General features: G+C 38.2%; 14 protein-coding genes. 12 read left to right on the top strand and 2 right to left on the bottom strand.

Annotated elements, in window-relative coordinates; translation table 11 throughout:
• Positions 1-37 precede the first annotated feature (37 nt).
• On the top strand, positions 38-388 hold the full coding sequence (locus tag RM706_RS09030; protein ID WP_311350732.1) for a DUF6515 family protein: 351 nt from the start codon (positions 38-40) through the stop codon (positions 386-388).
• 56 nt (positions 389-444) lie between these two features.
• Here RM706_RS09030 and RM706_RS09025 read toward each other — a convergent pair whose 3' ends face one another.
• On the bottom strand, positions 445-1,479 hold the full coding sequence (locus RM706_RS09025) for a WD40/YVTN/BNR-like repeat-containing protein (RefSeq protein ID WP_311350731.1): 1,035 nt from the start codon (positions 1,477-1,479) through the stop codon (positions 445-447).
• Positions 1,480-1,530: 51 nt separating this feature from the next.
• Between RM706_RS09025 and RM706_RS09020 the strand changes: the two genes are divergently transcribed.
• From RM706_RS09020 to RM706_RS09010, 3 genes are all read left to right on the top strand, one after another.
• The gene (locus tag RM706_RS09020) at positions 1,531-2,742 is read left to right on the top strand and encodes an RsmB/NOP family class I SAM-dependent RNA methyltransferase (protein ID WP_311350730.1); all 1,212 of its coding nucleotides are present in this window, start codon (positions 1,531-1,533) and stop codon (positions 2,740-2,742) included.
• A gap of 65 nt (positions 2,743-2,807) precedes the next feature.
• Positions 2,808-3,716: a helix-turn-helix domain-containing protein gene (locus RM706_RS09015; protein ID WP_311350729.1), complete on the top strand. Its 909-nt coding sequence runs from the start codon at positions 2,808-2,810 to the stop codon at positions 3,714-3,716.
• A gap of 94 nt (positions 3,717-3,810) precedes the next feature.
• On the top strand, positions 3,811-4,572 hold the full coding sequence (locus RM706_RS09010; RefSeq protein ID WP_311350728.1) for an SDR family NAD(P)-dependent oxidoreductase: 762 nt from the start codon (positions 3,811-3,813) through the stop codon (positions 4,570-4,572).
• Between the two features lie 60 nt (positions 4,573-4,632).
• Here the strand turns inward: RM706_RS09010 and RM706_RS09005 are convergent, their stop codons facing one another.
• Positions 4,633-6,225: a zinc-binding metallopeptidase family protein gene (locus tag RM706_RS09005; protein WP_311350727.1), complete on the bottom strand. Its 1,593-nt coding sequence runs from the start codon at positions 6,223-6,225 to the stop codon at positions 4,633-4,635.
• Positions 6,226-6,521: 296 nt separating this feature from the next.
• Here RM706_RS09005 and purL point away from each other — a divergent pair, with 296 nt between their 5' ends.
• The 8 genes from purL (at position 6,522) to RM706_RS08965 (ending at position 19,330) form a co-directional block, all read left to right on the top strand.
• Positions 6,522-10,193 carry a phosphoribosylformylglycinamidine synthase gene (gene purL, locus RM706_RS09000; protein ID WP_311350726.1) on the top strand — a complete coding sequence of 1,224 codons (3,672 nt, stop codon included), beginning with the start codon at positions 6,522-6,524 and terminating at the stop codon, positions 10,191-10,193.
• A 30-nt stretch (positions 10,194-10,223) separates the two neighbouring features.
• Positions 10,224-10,880, top strand: a complete 657-nt coding sequence (locus tag RM706_RS08995; protein WP_311350725.1) for a DinB family protein — start codon at positions 10,224-10,226, stop codon at positions 10,878-10,880.
• Between the two features lie 3 nt (positions 10,881-10,883).
• The gene (locus RM706_RS08990; RefSeq protein WP_311350724.1) at positions 10,884-11,339 is read left to right on the top strand and encodes a GNAT family N-acetyltransferase; all 456 of its coding nucleotides are present in this window, start codon (positions 10,884-10,886) and stop codon (positions 11,337-11,339) included.
• A 91-nt stretch (positions 11,340-11,430) separates the two neighbouring features.
• The gene (locus tag RM706_RS08985; RefSeq protein WP_311350723.1) at positions 11,431-13,200 is read left to right on the top strand and encodes an AMP-dependent synthetase/ligase; all 1,770 of its coding nucleotides are present in this window, start codon (positions 11,431-11,433) and stop codon (positions 13,198-13,200) included.
• A 229-nt stretch (positions 13,201-13,429) separates the two neighbouring features.
• Positions 13,430-13,879, top strand: coding sequence for a MarR family winged helix-turn-helix transcriptional regulator (locus RM706_RS08980; protein WP_311350722.1), 450 nt, complete (start codon positions 13,430-13,432; stop codon positions 13,877-13,879).
• Positions 13,880-13,893: 14 nt separating this feature from the next.
• Complete coding sequence (locus tag RM706_RS08975; protein ID WP_311350721.1) at positions 13,894-16,299, top strand: 3-hydroxyacyl-CoA dehydrogenase/enoyl-CoA hydratase family protein; 2,406 nt, start codon at positions 13,894-13,896, stop codon at positions 16,297-16,299.
• Positions 16,300-16,303: 4 nt separating this feature from the next.
• Positions 16,304-17,494, top strand: a complete 1,191-nt coding sequence (locus RM706_RS08970) for an acetyl-CoA C-acyltransferase (RefSeq protein ID WP_311350720.1) — start codon at positions 16,304-16,306, stop codon at positions 17,492-17,494.
• A gap of 24 nt (positions 17,495-17,518) precedes the next feature.
• Positions 17,519-19,330, top strand: coding sequence for an acyl-CoA dehydrogenase FadE (locus tag RM706_RS08965; protein ID WP_311350719.1), 1,812 nt, complete (start codon positions 17,519-17,521; stop codon positions 19,328-19,330).
• The last annotated feature ends 8 nt before the right edge of the window (positions 19,331-19,338 follow it).

Genomic DNA, 19,338 nt, shown 5'->3' with positions numbered 1-19,338 from the left:
TGGTCTTAGTTATATAAACCCAATAAAAATCTACATTATGAAAAATTTAAAAACAGTTTTACTGACTATGGCTCTTTTAGGTGCAATGATAAGTTCAAACGCCCAGAGAAAAGTTGTACGAGTCTATCCTAAACATGGTACTGTAGTGACTACCGTTATAAAACCTAAAGTTATCGTACATAAAAGAACTAACTTCTATTTTGCCGATGGTATTTGGTACAGAGCAAGGGGTAGAAAATATGTTGTTTGTGCGGCTCCGGTTGGGGTTAAGGTAAGAAAGCTACCTAGAGGTAATAAAGTTGTCGTTGTAAATGGAAGAAAATTATATAAGTATAAAGGAATTTGGTACAAAAAAACAGGACGAAACTATATCGTCGTTAACGTTTAGTTTTTTGGTTGGATTATTAATTGTAAGTCTAAGGAGCGGTACTAATCGCTCCTTTTTTACTTAAAAACCAAGCGAGCAATTCGGTACTTCCCTGCAGCATAGGCAATACTATCGTTTAAAAATCGAATAGTATAAAACCCTTCTTCGCTTAATGTTTTCCATGAAACTCCCCCATTATCAGAATAATCAATACCCGTGAAGCCGACAGTAACAAGGTCATTACCTCCAGAATTAGGAATATACTGAACACAGCTTTTGTAACCAGGGGGTTGCTCATCGGCAATTGTTTTCCATGTTTTCCCACCATCAGTCGTCAGGATTTTATTGAAAATATTCGCATCAGGTTCTGTAAAATCGCCTCCTACCGCGAATCCAAGGTTTTCATCATAAAAATCAATGGAATAAATCCCCTGGGTTTCTTTCTCATTGATTATTGGGGTTTGCATGGTATTCCACGTTTCCCCTCTGTCTTCAGAAATATAAATACGTCCAGACGTTGTTATTATCCAAACAATTTCTCCTTGTATTTCGATATTGGTATTGCTTGCGGCAAAAGCACCCTCTCCGTCAATACCCTTTGGTAAATTGCTGCATGATAACTTATTCCATGTTTGTCCTCCATCTTTGGTTATAATAATAGATAGACAGCCATTGACTTCATCGCCAATAGCAATTCCCTCCAAATCATTCCAAAATTTCATGGCATCATAAAATACCCCTTCGCCTTCTTCTTTATAAACCAATTCCATTTGCCCATTCTTAGCTGTCTTATAAAGCAATGCGGGGCTTTCAATAGAGAGCATAAAAAAATCTGTCGAAGTATGTGCCACAGCTCTAAAAGCTGGAATTTTAGTATGATACTTCATGGTATTGGTTCGTATCTTTCCTGTAGGTATATCAACCGTGCCAAATATGCCTTTACTACCCGCAAATGCTAGAGTTTTATTGTCTAAGTATTCAATAGCTCTTATACTCACTGAATCTTCAAATACAGTCTTGATATTTACAGCGTTATAGTAATGAGACTTGGACTCAGATTGACAGCCCAAAACCAAACAGACCAAAGCGAGTAAAAAGAAGTGTTGTTTCATATTATCAAAAATAAGCAACAAACCCTACCTTTGCGTTCTTATTTAAATTACATGCGTTTACATAGAAATCTCGTGTTTGCCGTTATTGATGCCCTTGGCATGATTTTCAATGAAAATGAGTACGCCGATAAAGTGATTGAAAAGGTCTTGAGATATGATAAACGTTGGGGTGCCCGTGATCGAGGGTTTATTGCAGAGACTACCTATGATATAGTTCGCTGGAAACGTCTGTATTCAGAGATTGCTGAAGTAAATGAACCTTATTCACGCCAAAATCTGTTTCGCCTTTTTGCAGTTTGGTGCGTTCTACGGGGCATTCAGTTACCTGATTGGAAACAATTAGAAGAAACCCCTGAACGTAGAATTAAAGGACGCTTCGATGAGCTATCTAAAATCAGAAAATATAGAGAATCAGTGCCTGATTGGATGGATGAATTGGGGGAGAAAGCATTGGGTACAGAACTTTGGACTAAAGAAATTGCTGCACTCAACGCACAGGCCGAAGTTATTTTACGTACTAATACCTTAAAAACTAGCAAGCAAGAGCTACGACAGTTATTAAAAGCAGAAGAAATTGAAACAGAAACCATTTCTGGAGTGAAAGATGCTTTGAAATTAGTCGAACGTAAAAATGTATTCGTTACCCAAGCCTTCAAAAATGGGTTGTTTGAAGTTCAGGATGCATCTTCTCAATTAGTTGCGCCTTTTTTAGAAGTGGCCCCCGGTCAACGGGTTATTGATGCTTGCGCCGGCGCCGGTGGTAAAACCCTGCATTTAGCTTCTTTATTGGAAAACAAAGGTCAACTTATCGCCATGGACATTTATGAAAGTAAGCTTAAAAAACTAAAAGTAAGAACCCGAAGAAACGGCGTTCATAATGTTGAGGGTCGTGCTATTGATTCCACCAAGGTTATTAAAAAGCTACATAAATCTGCAGATAGGTTACTATTAGATGCCCCATGCTCGGGATTAGGTGTAATTAGACGTAATCCAGATTCTAAGTGGAAATTACAACCTGAGTTTTTGGAAAAAATTAAAGGTGTACAACACGACATTCTCCGTAAATATTCAAAAATGGTGAAACCCGGGGGTAAAATGGTTTACGCCACCTGTTCTATTCTACCTGAAGAAAATTCAAAGCAAGTAAGCTCTTTTTTGGCCTCAGAAGAAGGGCAAGCTTTCACATTTGAAAAAGAACGAAATATCTATGCATCCGAGCATGGGTTTGATGGGTTTTACATGGCATTACTTACCAGAAAGTAGTTTTTAGAAATCTTACATTCTAAGAAGTTTGACTTTAGATTATTTGATTTCTATAACTTTGTGTTATGGACAAAAAGGTATCATTAGAAGAGTTTTACAAAAGTGGACATAAATATGTTCCAGAAAGTGTAAAGTCTGGCATAGGGCATTTTAATGTGTTTAAGTTAGATGAATTCGCAGGCCCTAAGCCTAAAGCAATGCCATTTAGTCGTAGGGACTACTTTAAAATAAGCTTGGTAAAAGGAAAAAGTAGGGTTCATTATGCGGATAAAATTGTCAATGTAGATCAACAGGTTATCGTGTTTTCAAATCCGCAGATACCCTATAATTGGGAAATGATCGACGAGCAATTAACGGGTTATTTTTGCGTATTTACGGAAGCCTTTTTTCATCAATATGGCAACCTTAATCAATATCCTGTATTTCAACCTAATGGGAGTCCGGTTTTTCAATTAACAGATATTCAATTAAAGGCTATAACCCCCATTTTTCAACGTATGTTTACCGAAATAGAATCTGACTACACCTTCAAATATGACATACTTAGAAACTTAGTTTTTGAATTGATCCATAGTGCTTTAAAACTGCAGCCTGCTAATCTTGCTGTCAATATACATTCAAATGCGTCTGAGCGCATTTCTGGATTGTTCATGGAACTATTAGAACGACAGTTCCCCATTGAAAGTCCTATGCAACGTATGCAGTTGCGAGTTGCTTCAGATTTTGCGAAATATTTAGGTGTTCACGTAAACCATTTGAACAGGGCTTTGAAAGAAAGTTTGCAAAAAAGCACTTCGAATCTAATTGCCGAAAGAGTAATTCAAGAAGCTAAGATATTGGTAAGGCACACCAATTGGAACATTTCAGAAATTGGAAATTCACTTGGTTTTGAAGAGACAGCTCATTTTTCTAACTTCTTTAAAAAACATGCCAATCATTCTCCTATTTCCTATAGAAAATTAGAAATTATTTGATTTTTACAACTATTGGTTTCTTCCTTGCAAATCCTAACTAGCGGAAACATAGAACTTTGCTGTATTCAAATATTAATGTTAAAAAAGGAATACTATGAGTACTAAAAAAATAGCCTTAGTGACAGGCGGTAGTAGGGGTTTAGGAAAAGACATGGCTCTAAGCCTAGCAAAAAAAGGACTAGATGTCGTTATTACCTATAATTCTAATTCCGAGGCTGCAAATGAAACCATTAATGAAATCAAGTCACAAAAAGGTAGTGCAATTGCCTTGCAATTGGACACAAGAAGTGTAAGTGGTTTTGAAAATTTCAAAAAAGGACTCCAACAAGTTTTGGAAACAGAATTGAGCACAGGTAAAATCGATTTTTTGATTAACAATGCTGGTTTTGGGCATAATGGCTCAGTAGCTGAAACTACAGAGCAAGCGTTTGATGACTTAATGAACGTACATCTTAAAGGTGTATATTTTTTGACCCAGACTTTATTAGATATGATAAATGATGGTGGTGGTATTGTTAATATTTCTAGCGGGTTGACTCGTTTTTCTTTCCCTGGTTATTCAGCATATGCATCTATAAAAGGAGCTATTGAAGTCTATTCACAATACCTGGCCAAAGAATTGGGAGAACGAAAGATTAAAGCAAATACGGTAGCACCCGGAGCCATCAACACCGAGTTTCATAACGATCGCTTTGAACAGGCTCCGCAGTTAATTGAAATGATCGAAGGAATGACGGCCTTAGGTCGAATGGGAGAAAGTGACGATATCGGCGGTGTAGTAGCATTCTTGTGCAGTGAAGATGCCAAATGGGTCAATGGCCAACGCATTGAAGTTTCTGGCGGAATGCTAATTTAAGTTTTTTCTGAATAAAGAAGAGGCCCGAAAATCGGGCTTCTTCTTTTAATCAACTTCTAATCAGCCAGTCTTTTTAAGAGTTGGGTACTCTACCCCCAACTGTTCTAAATATGTGTCATATTTAGTCTCATCATAATAGAATTTCTCAAGCTCAACACGAAACTCATCTTGCTTGTCTTTATTCAAATAAATAGGAGGTAAATCGTCTGCAGTAATCATAGGTTCGTAGGTGTCATCTTTGCTTTGAACTTCATTAAAATACGTCCAAGCGTCTTTTAAAAGTTGTGGTTTTAAAAGAAAATCTAAGATGGTCATGGCTTCGGCCTTGGCTCCTGCGGTTACTCCTTTATGAGCAATCGGTGTCGCCATGGTAATTGCATTGCTCCAATGATGCCCCTGTAGACCGGGAATATTAGAAGGAAAACGCATGGTAACCGTCGGTATCTTCCATGATATATCACCAATATCATCTGATCCACCACTAACTGGTCTTACCATGGGCAAGCCAAGCTCCATTAACTCAGTTGCCAAGCCTTCGGTTTTTAAAGAATTTACTTCGGTCTGTACCGCTTTGGCCAATATTTGGTCCGATTCCGACCATTTGGGTAAACCTACTTTTTTAATATTCTCATACATGGTCTCGGCAATCACCTTGTTGAAATGTCGAGGCCAGGCCGCCCCTAATACCCTAGAAGTTACTTTTGTACCTGTCATTAGGGCAGCACCTTTCGCTATATCATTGGCTTCGGCATACATTTTCATGATGCCTTTGTATTTGATATCGCGAAAATAAAACCAGATGGCCGCTTTCGAGGGCACCACATTAGGTTGGTCTCCTGCATCAGTAAAAATGGAATGTGAGCGCTTTAAAGGATGTAAATGCTCTCGTTTGTAGTTCCACCCAATATTCATTAGTTCTGCTGCATCTAGGGCACTTCTGCCCCGCCAAGGAGCGCCCGCAGAATGAGCCGCCTCACCTTCGAACATATACTCAACTGAGATTAACCCTGTACCCCTTGTAGGCCCGTAAGAAACGCCTAGATTACTACTGACATGAGTAAAAATGCACATATCGATTTTGTCGAATAGTCCATCTCGTACGTACCAAGCTTTGGAACCTAACAACTCTTCTGCAATACCGGGCCAAACCAAAAGCGTACCTCCAATATTTTCGCGTTCCATAATTTTCTTCACTGCAAGTACAGCCGAAATATTTAATGGAATACCCGAGTTGTGTCCTTCGCCATGTCCTGGTGCTCCTTCGACCATTGGTTTATGATAGGCAACTCCCGGATATTGAGAAGCTTTGGGTATACAATCTACATCACTACCAATAGCAATTATCGGTCCATCACCATTGCTCCATTCTGCAAACCAAGCTGTGGGAATTCCGGAAATTGAATTTTCAATTTTGAAACCATTTGATTCTAAGATTCCTGTAAGATATTTGGAACTCTCTATCTCTTGAAAACCGAGTTCAGCAAAACTGAATACTTTATCCACCATTACTTGGGCCAGTTTTTTATCTGCTTCGACCAAAGCGGCCACTTCAGTTTTTAATTTTGCAATTTGTTTTTTGGAATACGCTTTTTGAGCAGTGACGTTGGTCACAAAACTCACTGTTATTAAAAAAAATATATTAAATGTTCTCATGCGGTTGGTCCTTAAATTAGCTGGCTTAAGATAACAACTTAATTTCAGTTACTCAATTGACTTTTAAATATTTACTAGAATTTTAATTAAGATGCACTAGAATTCGGAAATTCTTATTTAAACAAAATCATTTCAAAATAAATGCAATTGTTTCGTGAAATAGAAATTTCAAAGGGGATATTTAGAGATAGAAAACTATCAACAATATCGGTTAAAAACTGTTTTCAACACCTACTCCAAAAGCATTAAAAAATCGTAAATTTGTTTTTTCCAATTTTGTAAAGCAACAGGTTCATATGATTCATTTCTTCGGGGATATGGCAACAAGGGTTTTTGCCGTCCAAACTGCTCAAGAAATCACGACTGAAAACGAAAAAAAACTGACATGGTTGTTCGGCAACCAACCTAAAATAAACACGGCGTCTCTTGACGCCTTTTTTGTTGGCCCACGTGCGGCTATGGTCACCCCCTGGAGCACTAATGCTACAGAAATTACCCAAAATATGGGTATTGAAGGTATTATTAGAATTGAAGAATTTAAAGCGGTTTCAAAAGACTTTAACGAGTTTGACCCGATGCTCTCACAAAAATATAGTGGTCTTGGACAAGAAATTTACAAAATAGATGTAACCCCTGAGGCTATTTTGCCTATTGAAGATATTGCTGCTTACAATCAACAAGAAGGTTTAGCCCTGAGTGATGATGAAGTAACGTATTTAGAGAATCTATCCAAAAAACTTGGGCGTAAACTCACGGATTCTGAAGTGTTTGGTTTTAGTCAGGTCAATTCAGAACATTGTCGTCACAAAATTTTTAATGGTACTTTTGTAATTGATGGTCAAGAGATGCCTACCTCACTCTTTAAACTCATTAAAAAAACCTCAGCGGAGCATCCAAATAATATCGTTTCAGCATATAAAGACAATGTGGCGTTTGTAAAAGGGCCAAGAGTAGTTCAATTTGCCCCAAAAACTGCAGACAAACCTGACTTTTATCAAGAAGAGGAATTTGATTCTGTCTTGTCATTAAAAGCAGAAACACACAACTTTCCAACTACCGTAGAACCTTTCAACGGCGCGGCGACCGGTTCTGGTGGGGAAATAAGGGATAGGCTTGCTGGTGGCAAAGGGTCTTTGCCTTTAGCTGGTACTGCAGTGTATATGACCTCGTATTCACGATTAGAAGAAAATAGGGATTGGGAAAAAGCATTTCCAGCGCGGCCCTGGCTATACCAAACCCCAATGGATATTCTTATAAAGGCTTCTAACGGAGCTTCTGACTTTGGCAACAAGTTTGGTCAACCATTAATTGCAGGCTCTGTTCTAACTTTTGAACACCAAGAAGGTGAAAAAAACCTAGGCTACGACAAAGTAATCATGCAAGCTGGCGGTATTGGTTATGGCAAAGCAGAGCAAGCCATAAAAGATACCCCAAACAAAGGCGATAAAATTGTAATTCTTGGGGGCGATAACTATCGTATTGGTATGGGTGGTGCCGCGGTTTCAAGTGCGGATACAGGAGAGTTTGAATCTGCTATAGAATTAAATGCCGTACAGCGTTCTAATCCCGAAATGCAAAAACGTGCCGCCAATGCTATTCGTGGAATGGTAGAAAGCCATGATAATCCTATCGTGTCAATTCATGACCATGGGGCTGGCGGACATTTAAATTGTCTTTCTGAACTTGTTGAAGACACAGGTGGATATATCGATTTGGATAAATTGCCCGTTGGGGACCCCACACTATCGGCTAAAGAAATTATTGGTAATGAAAGCCAAGAACGAATGGGTTTGGTCATTGGTCAACAAGACACTTCACTTTTAAAGCGTATTGCAGATCGAGAGCGTTCCCCAATGTATGAGGTAGGTGATGTTACTGCCGAACAGCGCTTCACCTTTGAATCTAGTACTACAAAACAAAAACCAATGGATTTAGCCCTTTCGGATATGTTCGGAAGCTCACCTAAAACCATTATGGAAGACTCGACCATAGAAACCCAATATAAAGATGCGGAATATTCGTTGGAGTATTTTCATGAGTATCTAGAACAAGTTTTACAACTAGAGGCAGTAGCCTGTAAAGACTGGCTTACCAATAAGGTAGACCGTTGCGTAGGTGGTAAGGTTGCGAAGCAACAATGTACAGGTCCACTACAGCTCCCTTTGAACAATGTTGGAGTAATGGCGCTAGATTTTAAAGGAAAAGAAGGAATTGCAACCAGTATTGGCCACTCCCCTATCTCAGGATTAATAGATCCTGTAGCTGGCAGTAGAAATAGTATTGCAGAAGCTTTAACGAATTTGGTTTGGGCACCCTTGAAAGACGGACTGCTATCGGTTTCATTATCCGCAAATTGGATGTGGCCTTGTAAAAACCAAGGCGAAGATGCGCGCTTATACAAAGCCGTGGAGGCTATTTCAGAATTCGCTATTGCCTTGGGTATTAATGTACCTACTGGAAAGGATTCGCTATCCATGAAACAGAAATACAAAGACCAAGAGGTAATTGCTCCAGGGACGGTGGTGATTTCTGCTGCTGGTAATTGTAATGATATTACAAAAGTGGTGGAACCTGTGCTGCAAAAAGATGGCGGTGATATCTACTACATCAATTTATCAAAAGATGATTTTAAGCTAGGTGGTTCTTCTTTTGGACAGATTTTAAATAGTATTGGCAGCGAAGCCCCAAGCATTACTGATGCTGCTTATTTTAAATCAGCATTTAACGCGTTACAACAATTAAATATTGATGGTCAAATTATTGCCGGGCATGATATTGGTTCTGGTGGATTGATAACTACCTTATTGGAACTTTGCTTTGCTGATAACAATTTAGGAGCTGAACTAGATTTGACCGCCTTCGGTGAACAGGATACCCTTAAAGTGCTATTTGCTGAAAACATCGGAGTGGTTATTCAAACTAAAGATACCGATGCTGAAACGGCTATGGAAGCGAAAGGAATCGAATTCCATAAGTTAGGAAAAGTAATTTCTGAAGGAGAACTACGCCTTAAAAATCATGGTGTTGAAGTTGGTTTAAATATTGCCTCACTACGCGATATTTGGTATAAGACTTCGTACTTACTAGACAATAAGCAAACAGCCAATGGTTTGGCTAAAGATCGTTATGAGAACTATAAAGTACAGTCTTTAAAATATTCGTTTCCGAAAAACGTCAGTTCAAGTGATTTGTCTTCAGCAAATCGTATCGAGAACAGACCAAAAGCAGCTATTTTAAGAGAGAAAGGCAGTAACTCAGAACGAGAAATGGCCAATGCCATGTTTTTGGCAGGTTTTGATGTCAAAGACGTTCACATGACTGATTTAATTTCTGGTCGTGAAGACTTAAAGGATATTCAGTTTTTAGGGGCTGTAGGTGGTTTTTCAAATTCTGATGTTCTAGGTAGTGCCAAAGGCTGGGCAGGAGCCATAAAATACAATGAACATGCCAATAAAGTTATCAAAGACTTTTTTGCAAGACCTAATACCCTTTCCGTTGGCATCTGTAATGGATGTCAGTTGTTCATGGAGTTGGATTTAATTAATCCCGAACACCAAACCCATGGTAAAGTGACCTACAACGATTCAGGCAAGCATGAGAGTAATTTTACTTCTGTCAAAATTCAAAAGAACAACTCCATCATGCTTTCTTCATTAGAAGGAACGACTCTCGGGGTTTGGATATCGCATGGTGAGGGTAAATTCAGCTTACCAAATTCAGAAGACCAATTCGATATTGTAGCCAAATATGGTTATGAGGGATATCCAGCAAATCCAAATGGAAGTGATTTTAATACTGCAATGCTTTGTGATAAAACTGGGCGACATTTAGTGACTATGCCGCATATTGAACGCTCTATTTTTCCGTGGAACTGGGCGTACTATCCAAAGGAAAGAAGCAATGATAAAGTTTCGCCGTGGATAGAAGCTTTTGTGAATGCAAGACAGTGGGTGGAAGAGAATTCGTAACTTCAAGGATTTAACGAACAAACTAGAACCATGAACGAGCATACACCATCAGTCAATAGAAGAAATTTTATAAAAAAAACATCATTACTGACCCTCGGAGCGTTGGGCGCTACAGGAGTAATGGCAGCACCCCATTTGCAACCTTTACCGAAGTTTAGTCAAGATAGCGACGTAAACATTTTTGGGCCAAAAGAAGGCTATACACCGCAAATAGGGACTTTAGTATCTATGATGAATTGGATGCGTATGGTTATCCTTTCTCCTGTAAAAGATATGAGCGTGTCCGACCTTGATTATTTGGTAGATGATGATGCCAATAGTATCGGTGCAATGCTGATGCATTTAGCAGCTACCGAACGCTTCTATCAAATTCACACCTTTGAAAACAAATCTTGGGGAGATTGGTCAAAAGAAGATTCTAAAAAGTGGTCCGTCGCATCAGGGCTTGGAGAGAAGGCGCGTAACGAAATTAAAGGGAGGCCTTTTGACTATTACCTAGAAGAAATGACCCAGGTCAGAGACTTCACATTGGCGGAGTTTAAAAATCGTGACGACGATTGGTTAATGTCTATTGATGCAAACTTTCCATGGGGACCAACCAATAATTATTGCAAGTGGTTTCATGTATGTGAACATGAGTCAAACCACAATGGTCAGTTTAAGTTTATCAAGTCAAGAATAGCATAAACTGTGATTATTCGACCTGCAAAAAAAGAAGATGTTGCATCAATAGTTAAAATAATTGCCAATGACAAACTTGGTAGCAAACGTGAAGACTATAAAATTCCGCTACCATATACTTATTGCAAGGCTTTTGAAAATATTTCAAACGACCCTAATCAAGAATTGATTGTGATTGAAAGTAAAGATGGTAACATTATTGGAACACTTCAATTATCATTCATTCAATATTTGACTTATCAAGGTGGCATTAGAGCACAAATAGAAGCTGTAAGGGTTCATGAGGACTGTCGTGGAAAAGGCATTGGTCAAAAACTTTTTGAATGGGCCATTTCAAGAGCAAAAGAAAAAGGCGCTCATGTAGTTCAATTAACAACTGATAAGAAAAGACCAGATGCCTTAGCTTTTTATGAAAAACTGGGGTTCGCTGCATCACATGAAGGCATGAAACTCCATTTACTATGAGATTATTAATTATTTAGCCTCTTTTTTAGAAATGTCATTTTAAAATTCCACTTCCTTTCCTTATTTTGCAATTACCAAATAGAAACTTAATATGCAAACGGTAACCAGACTTTTTGATTTTCCATACTATCAAAAAGAAAACCATAATCTCGAAAAGGCCTTTACAACTAAGAAAAATGGTAAGTGGGTAAGTACCTCAACCCAAGAATATATTGACCAAGCCAATACAATAAGTCGCGGTTTATTGCGAATGGGTGTAAAACCTAATGATAAGGTGGCTATCATATCAATGACCAATCGAACGGAATGGAATATTTGTGATATTGGAATCTTACAAATTGGCGCCCAAAATGTACCTATTTATCCAACAATTTCTGAAGAAGATTATGAGTATGTGCTTAATCATTCAGAAGCTAAATATTGCTTTGTTTCATGTGATGAAGTATTGCAAAAAGTGTTGAGCATCAGCAGTAAACTAAAAAAACTAAAGGATGTATATTCATTTGATGACCTAAAAAATTGTAAGAATTGGACAGAAGTTTTAGAAAAAGGGAAAGACAATTCCAATCAAGAAGAGGTTGAAGACAGAAAGTTAAAGGTCAAACCCGAAGATTTGGCCACCTTAATATATACCTCTGGTACTACAGGAAGGCCAAAAGGAGTAATGCTTTCACATAATAACATTGTTTCAAATGTAATTGCAAGTAAACTAAGGGTTCCTTTCGAACCAGGAGCAAGTTCTCTAAGCTTTCTGCCTGTTTGTCACATTTTCGAACGCATGATTTTGTACTTATACCAGTACTGTGGAATCAACATTTACTTTGCAGAAGGTTTGGACAAAATCAGTGATAACCTTAAGGAGGTAAAACCAGATGTCATGACAGTTGTTCCTCGTCTTTTGGAAAAAGTATATGATTCCATAATTGCTAAGGGTACCGCTCTGGAAGGAATAAAGAAAAAAATATTCTTCTGGGCTGTTGAACTGGGACTAAAGTTTGAACCATATGGTGTCAATGGGTGGTGGTATGAGAAGCAGTTAGGGCTTGCACGAAAATTAATTTTCAGTAAATGGCAAGAAGGTTTAGGCGGTAATTTAACTACAATGGTTTCTGGTAGTGCAGCATTACAACCGCGATTAGGTCGGATATTTGGTGCCGCCGGGATTCCGGTCATGGAAGGTTATGGGTTAACGGAAACTTCACCCGTCATCTCAGTAAATCAGGAGCTAGGTGGTGGTTGGAAAATCGGTTCGGTTGGACGAATCATTAATGATGTTGAAATCAAAATAGCCGATGATGGTGAAATCTTATGCAAAGGTCCAAATGTTATGATGGGCTATTACAAAGATCCGGATAAAACATCAGAAGTATTAAAAGATGGCTACTTTCATACGGGAGATATTGGAGAAATTGATTCGGATGGATTTTTGAGAATCACCGATCGCAAAAAGGAAATGTTCAAAACTTCTGGTGGTAAATATGTCGCTCCGCAATTACTGGAGAATCGCTTTAAACAATCACGATTTATTGAACAATTAATGGTCGTCGGCGAAGGTGAAAAAATGCCAGCGGCATTAATACAGCCTAATTTTGAGTTTTTATATGATTGGGCAGAACGCCATAAGGTTACTCTTGGTGAAAACTCCGATATCGTAATCAATGAAAAAGTAATCGCCAGAATTCAAGAAGAGATTGATATTGCAAATTCAGACTTTGCCAAATGGGAAAAGGTAAAACAGTTCCGCTTGACGCCAGATGTATGGAGTATTGATGAAGGGCATTTGACACCTACAATGAAACTAAGAAGAAAAATAGTCAAAGAAAAGTATATCAATCTATACAATGATATTTACGGGTATTAATTGTTTTTGAAAAAATACTGCTTAAGAACTAAAAAAATACCAGAAGATACTTCTAGTCGGCTCTGTGTTCTATTCTAACTTATTTGTTCGTTCTTACAAATAGCATTATATCACATAAATCAGAATAAAGAAAATTCGTAAACAATAAGCTCGTTTTTAGAATTTGACATTGAATTTATTATGCATGCATAATAAATTTTCACTATCTTTGAAGACGAATTTTTGTTCTATGAAGGATTTGACCATTGACTACGCTTTAAGAGCTACATGGCAGGCAGTAATAAAAATGTACAATGAAGAAGCTAAGAACTATGGTCTCACCATGGCAATAGGATTTACTTTGTTGAGTATTGACCCAAAAAAAGGTACTCCTAGTACAGCTCTAGGTCCAAAAATGGGAATGGAATCTACCAGCCTTTCAAGAATTCTTAAGAGTATTGAAGAAAAAGGGTACATCGTTCGCAAACCTAATCCAAACGACGGGCGTGGAGTTTTGATTCATCTTACGCAACTTGGTTTAGATAAAAGAAAGGATTCTAAAGAGGTAGTATTGCGATTTAATGAGGCGGTAAAAGAAGATATTAATGAAAACGATTTAGTTGGTTTTTTCAAAACTATATCTGTCATTAATAAACTGATTTTAGAAAAAAATATTTATACAAAAACAACAACTAATTAATCCATAACATATTCATGAAGCGACACATCAATAAAGTTGCCGTAATTGGTTCGGGTATCATGGGAAGTGGTATAGCATGCCATTTTGCTAATATCGGTGTTGAAGTTTTATTACTTGATATCGTTCCTAGAGAATTGAACGAAAAAGAGAAAGCAAAGGGACTTACGCTAGAGGATAAAGTAGTCAGAAATCGTTTGGTGAATGATTCATTGACTGCTGCTTTAAAATCCAAGCCCTCCCCTATTTATCATCAAAAATTTGCTAGTCGGATCGCTACTGGTAATTTAGAAGACGATATCGCAAAAGTTGCAAAAGTAGATTGGATTATTGAGGTCGTTGTAGAACGATTAGATATTAAAAAAATAGTTTTTGAGAATCTAGAAAAACATAGAACTCCTGGAACACTAATTACCTCAAACACTTCAGGAATTCCTATCAATTTTATGAGTGAAGGAAGAAGTGACGATTTTCAAGAACACTTCTGCGGAACACACTTCTTTAACCCTGCGAGATACCTAAAGCTATTTGAAATTATTCCTGGACCAAAAACTGATACTTCTGTTCTAGAGTTTTTAAACGGATATGGAGAGCAATTTTTGGGCAAAACTTCGGTTGTAGCCAAAGACACTCCTGCTTTTATTGGCAATAGAATTGGAATTTTTAGTATTCAAAGTCTTTTTCATGCAGTAAAGGAAATGGGCATGACTGTGGAAGAGGTTGATAAACTAACTGGACCGGTTATTGGTCGTCCAAAGTCAGCCACTTTTAGAACGGTTGATGTGGTTGGCCTTGATACTCTGGTACATGTTGCCAATGGTATAGCAGAAAATTGTAAAGAAGACGAAAGACATGCTTTGTTTGCCCTACCTGATTTTATTTCCGCCATGATGGAAAACAAATGGTTAGGAAGCAAGACAGGACAGGGGTTCTATAAAAAATCTAAAGACACAAAGGGTAAGACTGAAATCTTGACCCTTGATTTAGATACAATGGACTATAGGTCTAAGAAAAGCGCCAAATTTGCTACCCTCGAACTAACAAAGACTATTGATAAGGTCGTAGATCGATTTTCCGTTTTAACTAGTGGTAAGGATAAAGCCGGCGAATTCTACAGAAAGAGTTTTGGTCAACTGTTTGCTTATGTTTCGCACCGTATACCTGAGATAACTGAAGAACTTTATAAAATAGATGATGCGATGAAAGCCGGGTTTGGATGGGAACATGGTCCTTTCCAAATTTGGGATGCTGTCGGTCTAGATAAAGGATTAGAATTTATAGCATCAGAAAATCAAGAGGCTGCTAAATGGGTCGCTGATATGAAAGTTGCAGGAGTTACCTCATTCTATTCAGTCAAAGATGGTGCAACCTATTTTTATGATATTCCTAAAAAGGAAATGGTAAAAATTCCTGGGCAGGATGCCTTTATCATTTTAGATAACATTAGAAAATCGAAAGAAGTTTTTAAAAACTCTGGTGTTGTAGTTGAAGACTTAGGAGATGGAATTTTAAATGTAGAATTCCAATCTAAAATGAATACTATTGGTGGTGACGTACTTGCAGGATTAAATAAGGCTATCGACCTAGCGGAGAAAGACTACCAAGGTTTAGTCGTTGGTAATCAAGCAGCCAATTTTTCTGTAGGAGCCAATATCGGAATGATTTTCATGATGGCGGTGGAACAAGAGTACGATGAGCTAAATATGTCCATTAAAATGTTCCAAGACACTATGATGCGCATGCGTTATTCATCTATTCCTACGGTATCAGCACCGCATGGTATGTGTTTAGGTGGAGGATGTGAGCTATCCCTTCATGCAGATAAAGTAGTGGCAGCAGCAGAAACTTATATAGGTCTCGTAGAATTTGGTGTTGGAGTAATTCCTGGTGGTGGTGGCTCTAAAGAATTTGCATTAAGAGCATCAGATTCTTTTAGAAAAGGAGATGTGGAACTAAATATTTTGCAAGAGTACTTTTTAACTATCGGGATGGCCAAAGTTTCTACTTCTGCATATGAAGCATTCGATTTAGGAATCTTACAAAAAGGAAAAGATATTGTTGTAGTCAACAAAGACCGGCAAATTGCTACTGCAAAAGCATATGCCAAACTAATGGCTGAAGCTGGATATACTAAGCCTCCAGCACGTAAAGATGTTAAGATACTTGGCAAACAAGCCTTAGGTATGTTCTTAGTTGGAACAGATGCGATGGAAGCTAGTAAATACATTAGTGAACACGATAAGAAAATTGCCAATAAACTGGCCTATGTTATGGCCGGGGGAGATTTATCTGAACCCAGTTATGTCTCTGAGCAATACTTATTAGATATTGAAAGAGAAGCTTTCTTATCACTTTGTACGGAGCGCAAAACTTTGGAACGAATTCAACATATGTTAAAAACTGGTAAACCTCTTAGAAATTAATATAATGAAAACAGCATATATAGTTAAAGGATATCGTACAGCAGTGGGTAAGTCCGGTAGAGGAGGCTTCCGTTTTAAAAGAGCTGATGAACTAGCTGCAGAAACTATCTCACATCTAGTTAATGAACTTCCAGATTTTGACAAAAAAAGAATTGATGATGTCATTGTAGGTAACGCCATGCCGGAAGGTTCGCAAGGTTTAAACATGGCCCGTTTGATTTCATTAATGGGATTAGATATTGTGGATGTACCAGGAGTAACAGTAAACAGATTTTGTTCTTCTGGCTTGGAAACAATCGGAATTGCCACAGCAAAAATACAAGCTGGAATGGCAGATTGTATTATAGCTGGCGGTGTCGAAAGTATGAGTTCTGTTCCAATGACCGGGTTTAAAACAGAATTAAATTATGACATTGTAAAATCTGGTCATGAAGATTATTATTGGGGAATGGGTAATACCGCAGAGGCTGTAGCGCAAGAATACAAAGTATCTAGGGAAGACCAAGATGAGTTTGCTTTCAACTCTCATATGAAAGCTTTAAAAGCATTAGCAGAAGACCGTTTTCAAGACCAAATAGTTCCTATTGAAGTAGAACAAACGTATGTAGATGGCAAAGGAAAAAAGGCATCAAAAAAATATACCGTGACCAAAGATGAAGGCCCAAGAGCCGGCACATCAATTGAGGCCTTGGCCAGATTAAGACCAGTCTTTGCCGCTAACGGTAGTGTAACAGCAGGAAACTCTTCTCAGACTAGTGATGGTGCCGCATTTGTAATGGTCATGAGCGAAGAAATGGTTAAGGAATTAAATCTAGAGCCAGTCGCACGGCTGGTTAATTATGCGGCGGCTGGAGTTCCGCCAAGGATAATGGGAATTGGTCCAGTTGCAGCAGTGCCTAAAGCATTAAAGCAAGCCGGATTAAAGCAAGACAATATAGAATTGATTGAATTAAATGAAGCTTTTGCTTCGCAATCATTGGCTGTAATTCGTGAATTGAAACTTAATCCAGATATCATTAATCCAAATGGTGGTGCCATTGCTTTAGGCCATCCCCTAGGTTGTACTGGAGCTAAATTATCCGTTCAATTGTTTGATGAAATGCGTAAACGAAACATGCAAGGGAAACATGGTATGGTGACCATGTGTGTTGGCACAGGACAAGGGGCGGCTGGAATATTTGAATTTTTAAAGTAAGAAAAAGAAATAAGAACTATAACCATGAGTACTGAAACGATAAAAAAAGAGATTTTACGTGGTGGCCAATTTCTGGTCAAAGAAGTTGATTGCGAAGAAATCTTCACCTTAGAAGACCTTAGTGAAGAACAAAATATGATGCGTGAAAGCACAAAGGAATTCGTAGATAGAAAATTATGGTCTCATTGGGAACGCTTTGAAAGTAAAGACTATGCCTATACGGAAGAATGTATGCGAGAAGCAGGGGAGCTAGGTCTTTTAAGCATTGCTGTACCCGAAAAGTATGAAGGCATGGGTATGGGTTTTGTTTCCACCATGTTGGTATGTGACTATATATCTGGAGCAACTGGTTCTTTTAGCACAGCTTTTGGAGCTCATACGGGTATAGGAACTATGCCTATAACTCTTTACGGAACTGAAGAACAAAAACAAAAATATGTGCCCAAATTAGCCTCTGGTGAATGGTTTGGAGCGTATTGCTTAACCGAGCCAGGTGCTGGCTCTGATGCCAACTCAGGTAAAACCAAAGCAGTTTTATCCGATGACGGCAAATACTACAGTATCACTGGGCAAAAAATGTGGATTTCCAATGCTGGTTTCTGTAATGTCTTTATTGTTTTTGCAAGAATAGGAAATGATAAAAATATAACAGGTTTTATAGTTGAAAATGACCCAAGTAATGGAATTACTTTAGGTGATGAAGAGAAAAAACTAGGTATTCATTCCTCATCGACCAGACAAGTATTTTTCAATGAAACTAAAGTTCCTGTTGAAAATATGCTATCTGAGCAAGGTAATGGCTTTAAAATAGCTATGAACGCTTTAAATGTTGGTCGTATCAAATTAGCAGCAGCTTGTTTAGAGGCGCAACGTCGTGTAATCAATGAAGCTACTAAATATGCCAACGAGCGTATTCAGTTTAAAACCCCAATCATGAATTTTGGCGCTATTAAAGCTAAAATAGCTGACATGACCACTAATGCTTATGTGGATGAAGCTGCGTGCTATCGCGCTGCCAAAAATATTGAGGACAGAATCGCCATGCGAGAAGCTGCTGGAAACACACATCAAGAAGCAGAACTTAAAGGGGTTGAAGAATATGCAATTGAGTGTTCTATTCTTAAAGTTGCAGTTTCAGAACATGTACAACAAACTACTGATGAAGGAATCCAAATTTTTGGCGGTATGGGTTTTAGTGCAGATACACCAATGGAATCTGCTTGGAGAGATGCACGTATTTCAAGAATTTACGAAGGAACCAATGAAATCAATAGAATGTTGGCAGTTGGCATGTTGGTCAAAAAAGCTATGAAAGGCCATGTAGATTTATTAGGTCCTGCCACTGCCGTGGGCGAAGAATTAATGGGAATACCATCTTTTGATTCTCCTGATTTTTCAGAACTGTTTGCTGAAGAAAAAGATCTAGTAAAGCGTCTTAAAAAAGTCTTTTTAATGGTTGCTGGGAGTGCAGTTCAAAAGTTTGGTCCTCAACTAGAAGAACACCAACAGCTATTAATGGCAGCTTCTGATATTTTAATTCAGGTGTATTTGGCGGAATCAACTATATTAAGAACCGAGAAAAATGCAAAACGATTTGGGGAAGAATCGCAGGCGACCCAAATAGCAATGTCAAAACTCTATCTATACAGAGCTACCGACATTGTTAATCAAAAAGGAAAAGAGGCTATAGTTTCCTTTGCTGAAGGTGATGAACAACGGATGATGCTCATGGGGCTAAAACGTTTCACGAAATACACAAACCAACCCAACGTTGTTGCACTGCGAACAGAAATCGCAGACAAAGTAGCAGCGGATAACGGGTATACCTTTGACTAATTCAAATA

It is taken from the genome of Croceitalea rosinachiae (genome assembly GCF_031846445.1).
GTDB classification, from domain to species: domain Bacteria; phylum Bacteroidota; class Bacteroidia; order Flavobacteriales; family Flavobacteriaceae; genus Croceitalea; species Croceitalea rosinachiae.
This window is presented reverse-complemented; position numbering and strand designations above follow the sequence as displayed.

Excerpts from the sequence above, each read along its gene's own strand:
- RM706_RS09030 (WP_311350732.1), top strand. The coding sequence starts at position 38 with ATGAAAAATTTAAAAACAGTTTTACTGACTATGGCTCTTTTAGGTGCA.
- RM706_RS09025 (WP_311350731.1), bottom strand. The coding sequence starts at position 1,479 with ATGAAACAACACTTCTTTTTACTCGCTTTGGTCTGTTTGGTTTTGGGC.
- RM706_RS09020 (WP_311350730.1), top strand. The coding sequence starts at position 1,531 with ATGCGTTTACATAGAAATCTCGTGTTTGCCGTTATTGATGCCCTTGGC.
- RM706_RS09015 (WP_311350729.1), top strand. The coding sequence starts at position 2,808 with ATGGACAAAAAGGTATCATTAGAAGAGTTTTACAAAAGTGGACATAAA.
- RM706_RS09010 (WP_311350728.1), top strand. The coding sequence starts at position 3,811 with ATGAGTACTAAAAAAATAGCCTTAGTGACAGGCGGTAGTAGGGGTTTA.
- RM706_RS09005 (WP_311350727.1), bottom strand. The coding sequence starts at position 6,225 with ATGAGAACATTTAATATATTTTTTTTAATAACAGTGAGTTTTGTGACC.
- purL (WP_311350726.1), top strand. The coding sequence starts at position 6,522 with ATGATTCATTTCTTCGGGGATATGGCAACAAGGGTTTTTGCCGTCCAA.
- RM706_RS08995 (WP_311350725.1), top strand. The coding sequence starts at position 10,224 with ATGAACGAGCATACACCATCAGTCAATAGAAGAAATTTTATAAAAAAA.
- RM706_RS08985 (WP_311350723.1), top strand. The coding sequence starts at position 11,431 with ATGCAAACGGTAACCAGACTTTTTGATTTTCCATACTATCAAAAAGAA.
- RM706_RS08980 (WP_311350722.1), top strand. The coding sequence starts at position 13,430 with ATGAAGGATTTGACCATTGACTACGCTTTAAGAGCTACATGGCAGGCA.
- RM706_RS08975 (WP_311350721.1), top strand. The coding sequence starts at position 13,894 with ATGAAGCGACACATCAATAAAGTTGCCGTAATTGGTTCGGGTATCATG.
- RM706_RS08970 (WP_311350720.1), top strand. The coding sequence starts at position 16,304 with ATGAAAACAGCATATATAGTTAAAGGATATCGTACAGCAGTGGGTAAG.
- RM706_RS08965 (WP_311350719.1), top strand. The coding sequence starts at position 17,519 with ATGAGTACTGAAACGATAAAAAAAGAGATTTTACGTGGTGGCCAATTT.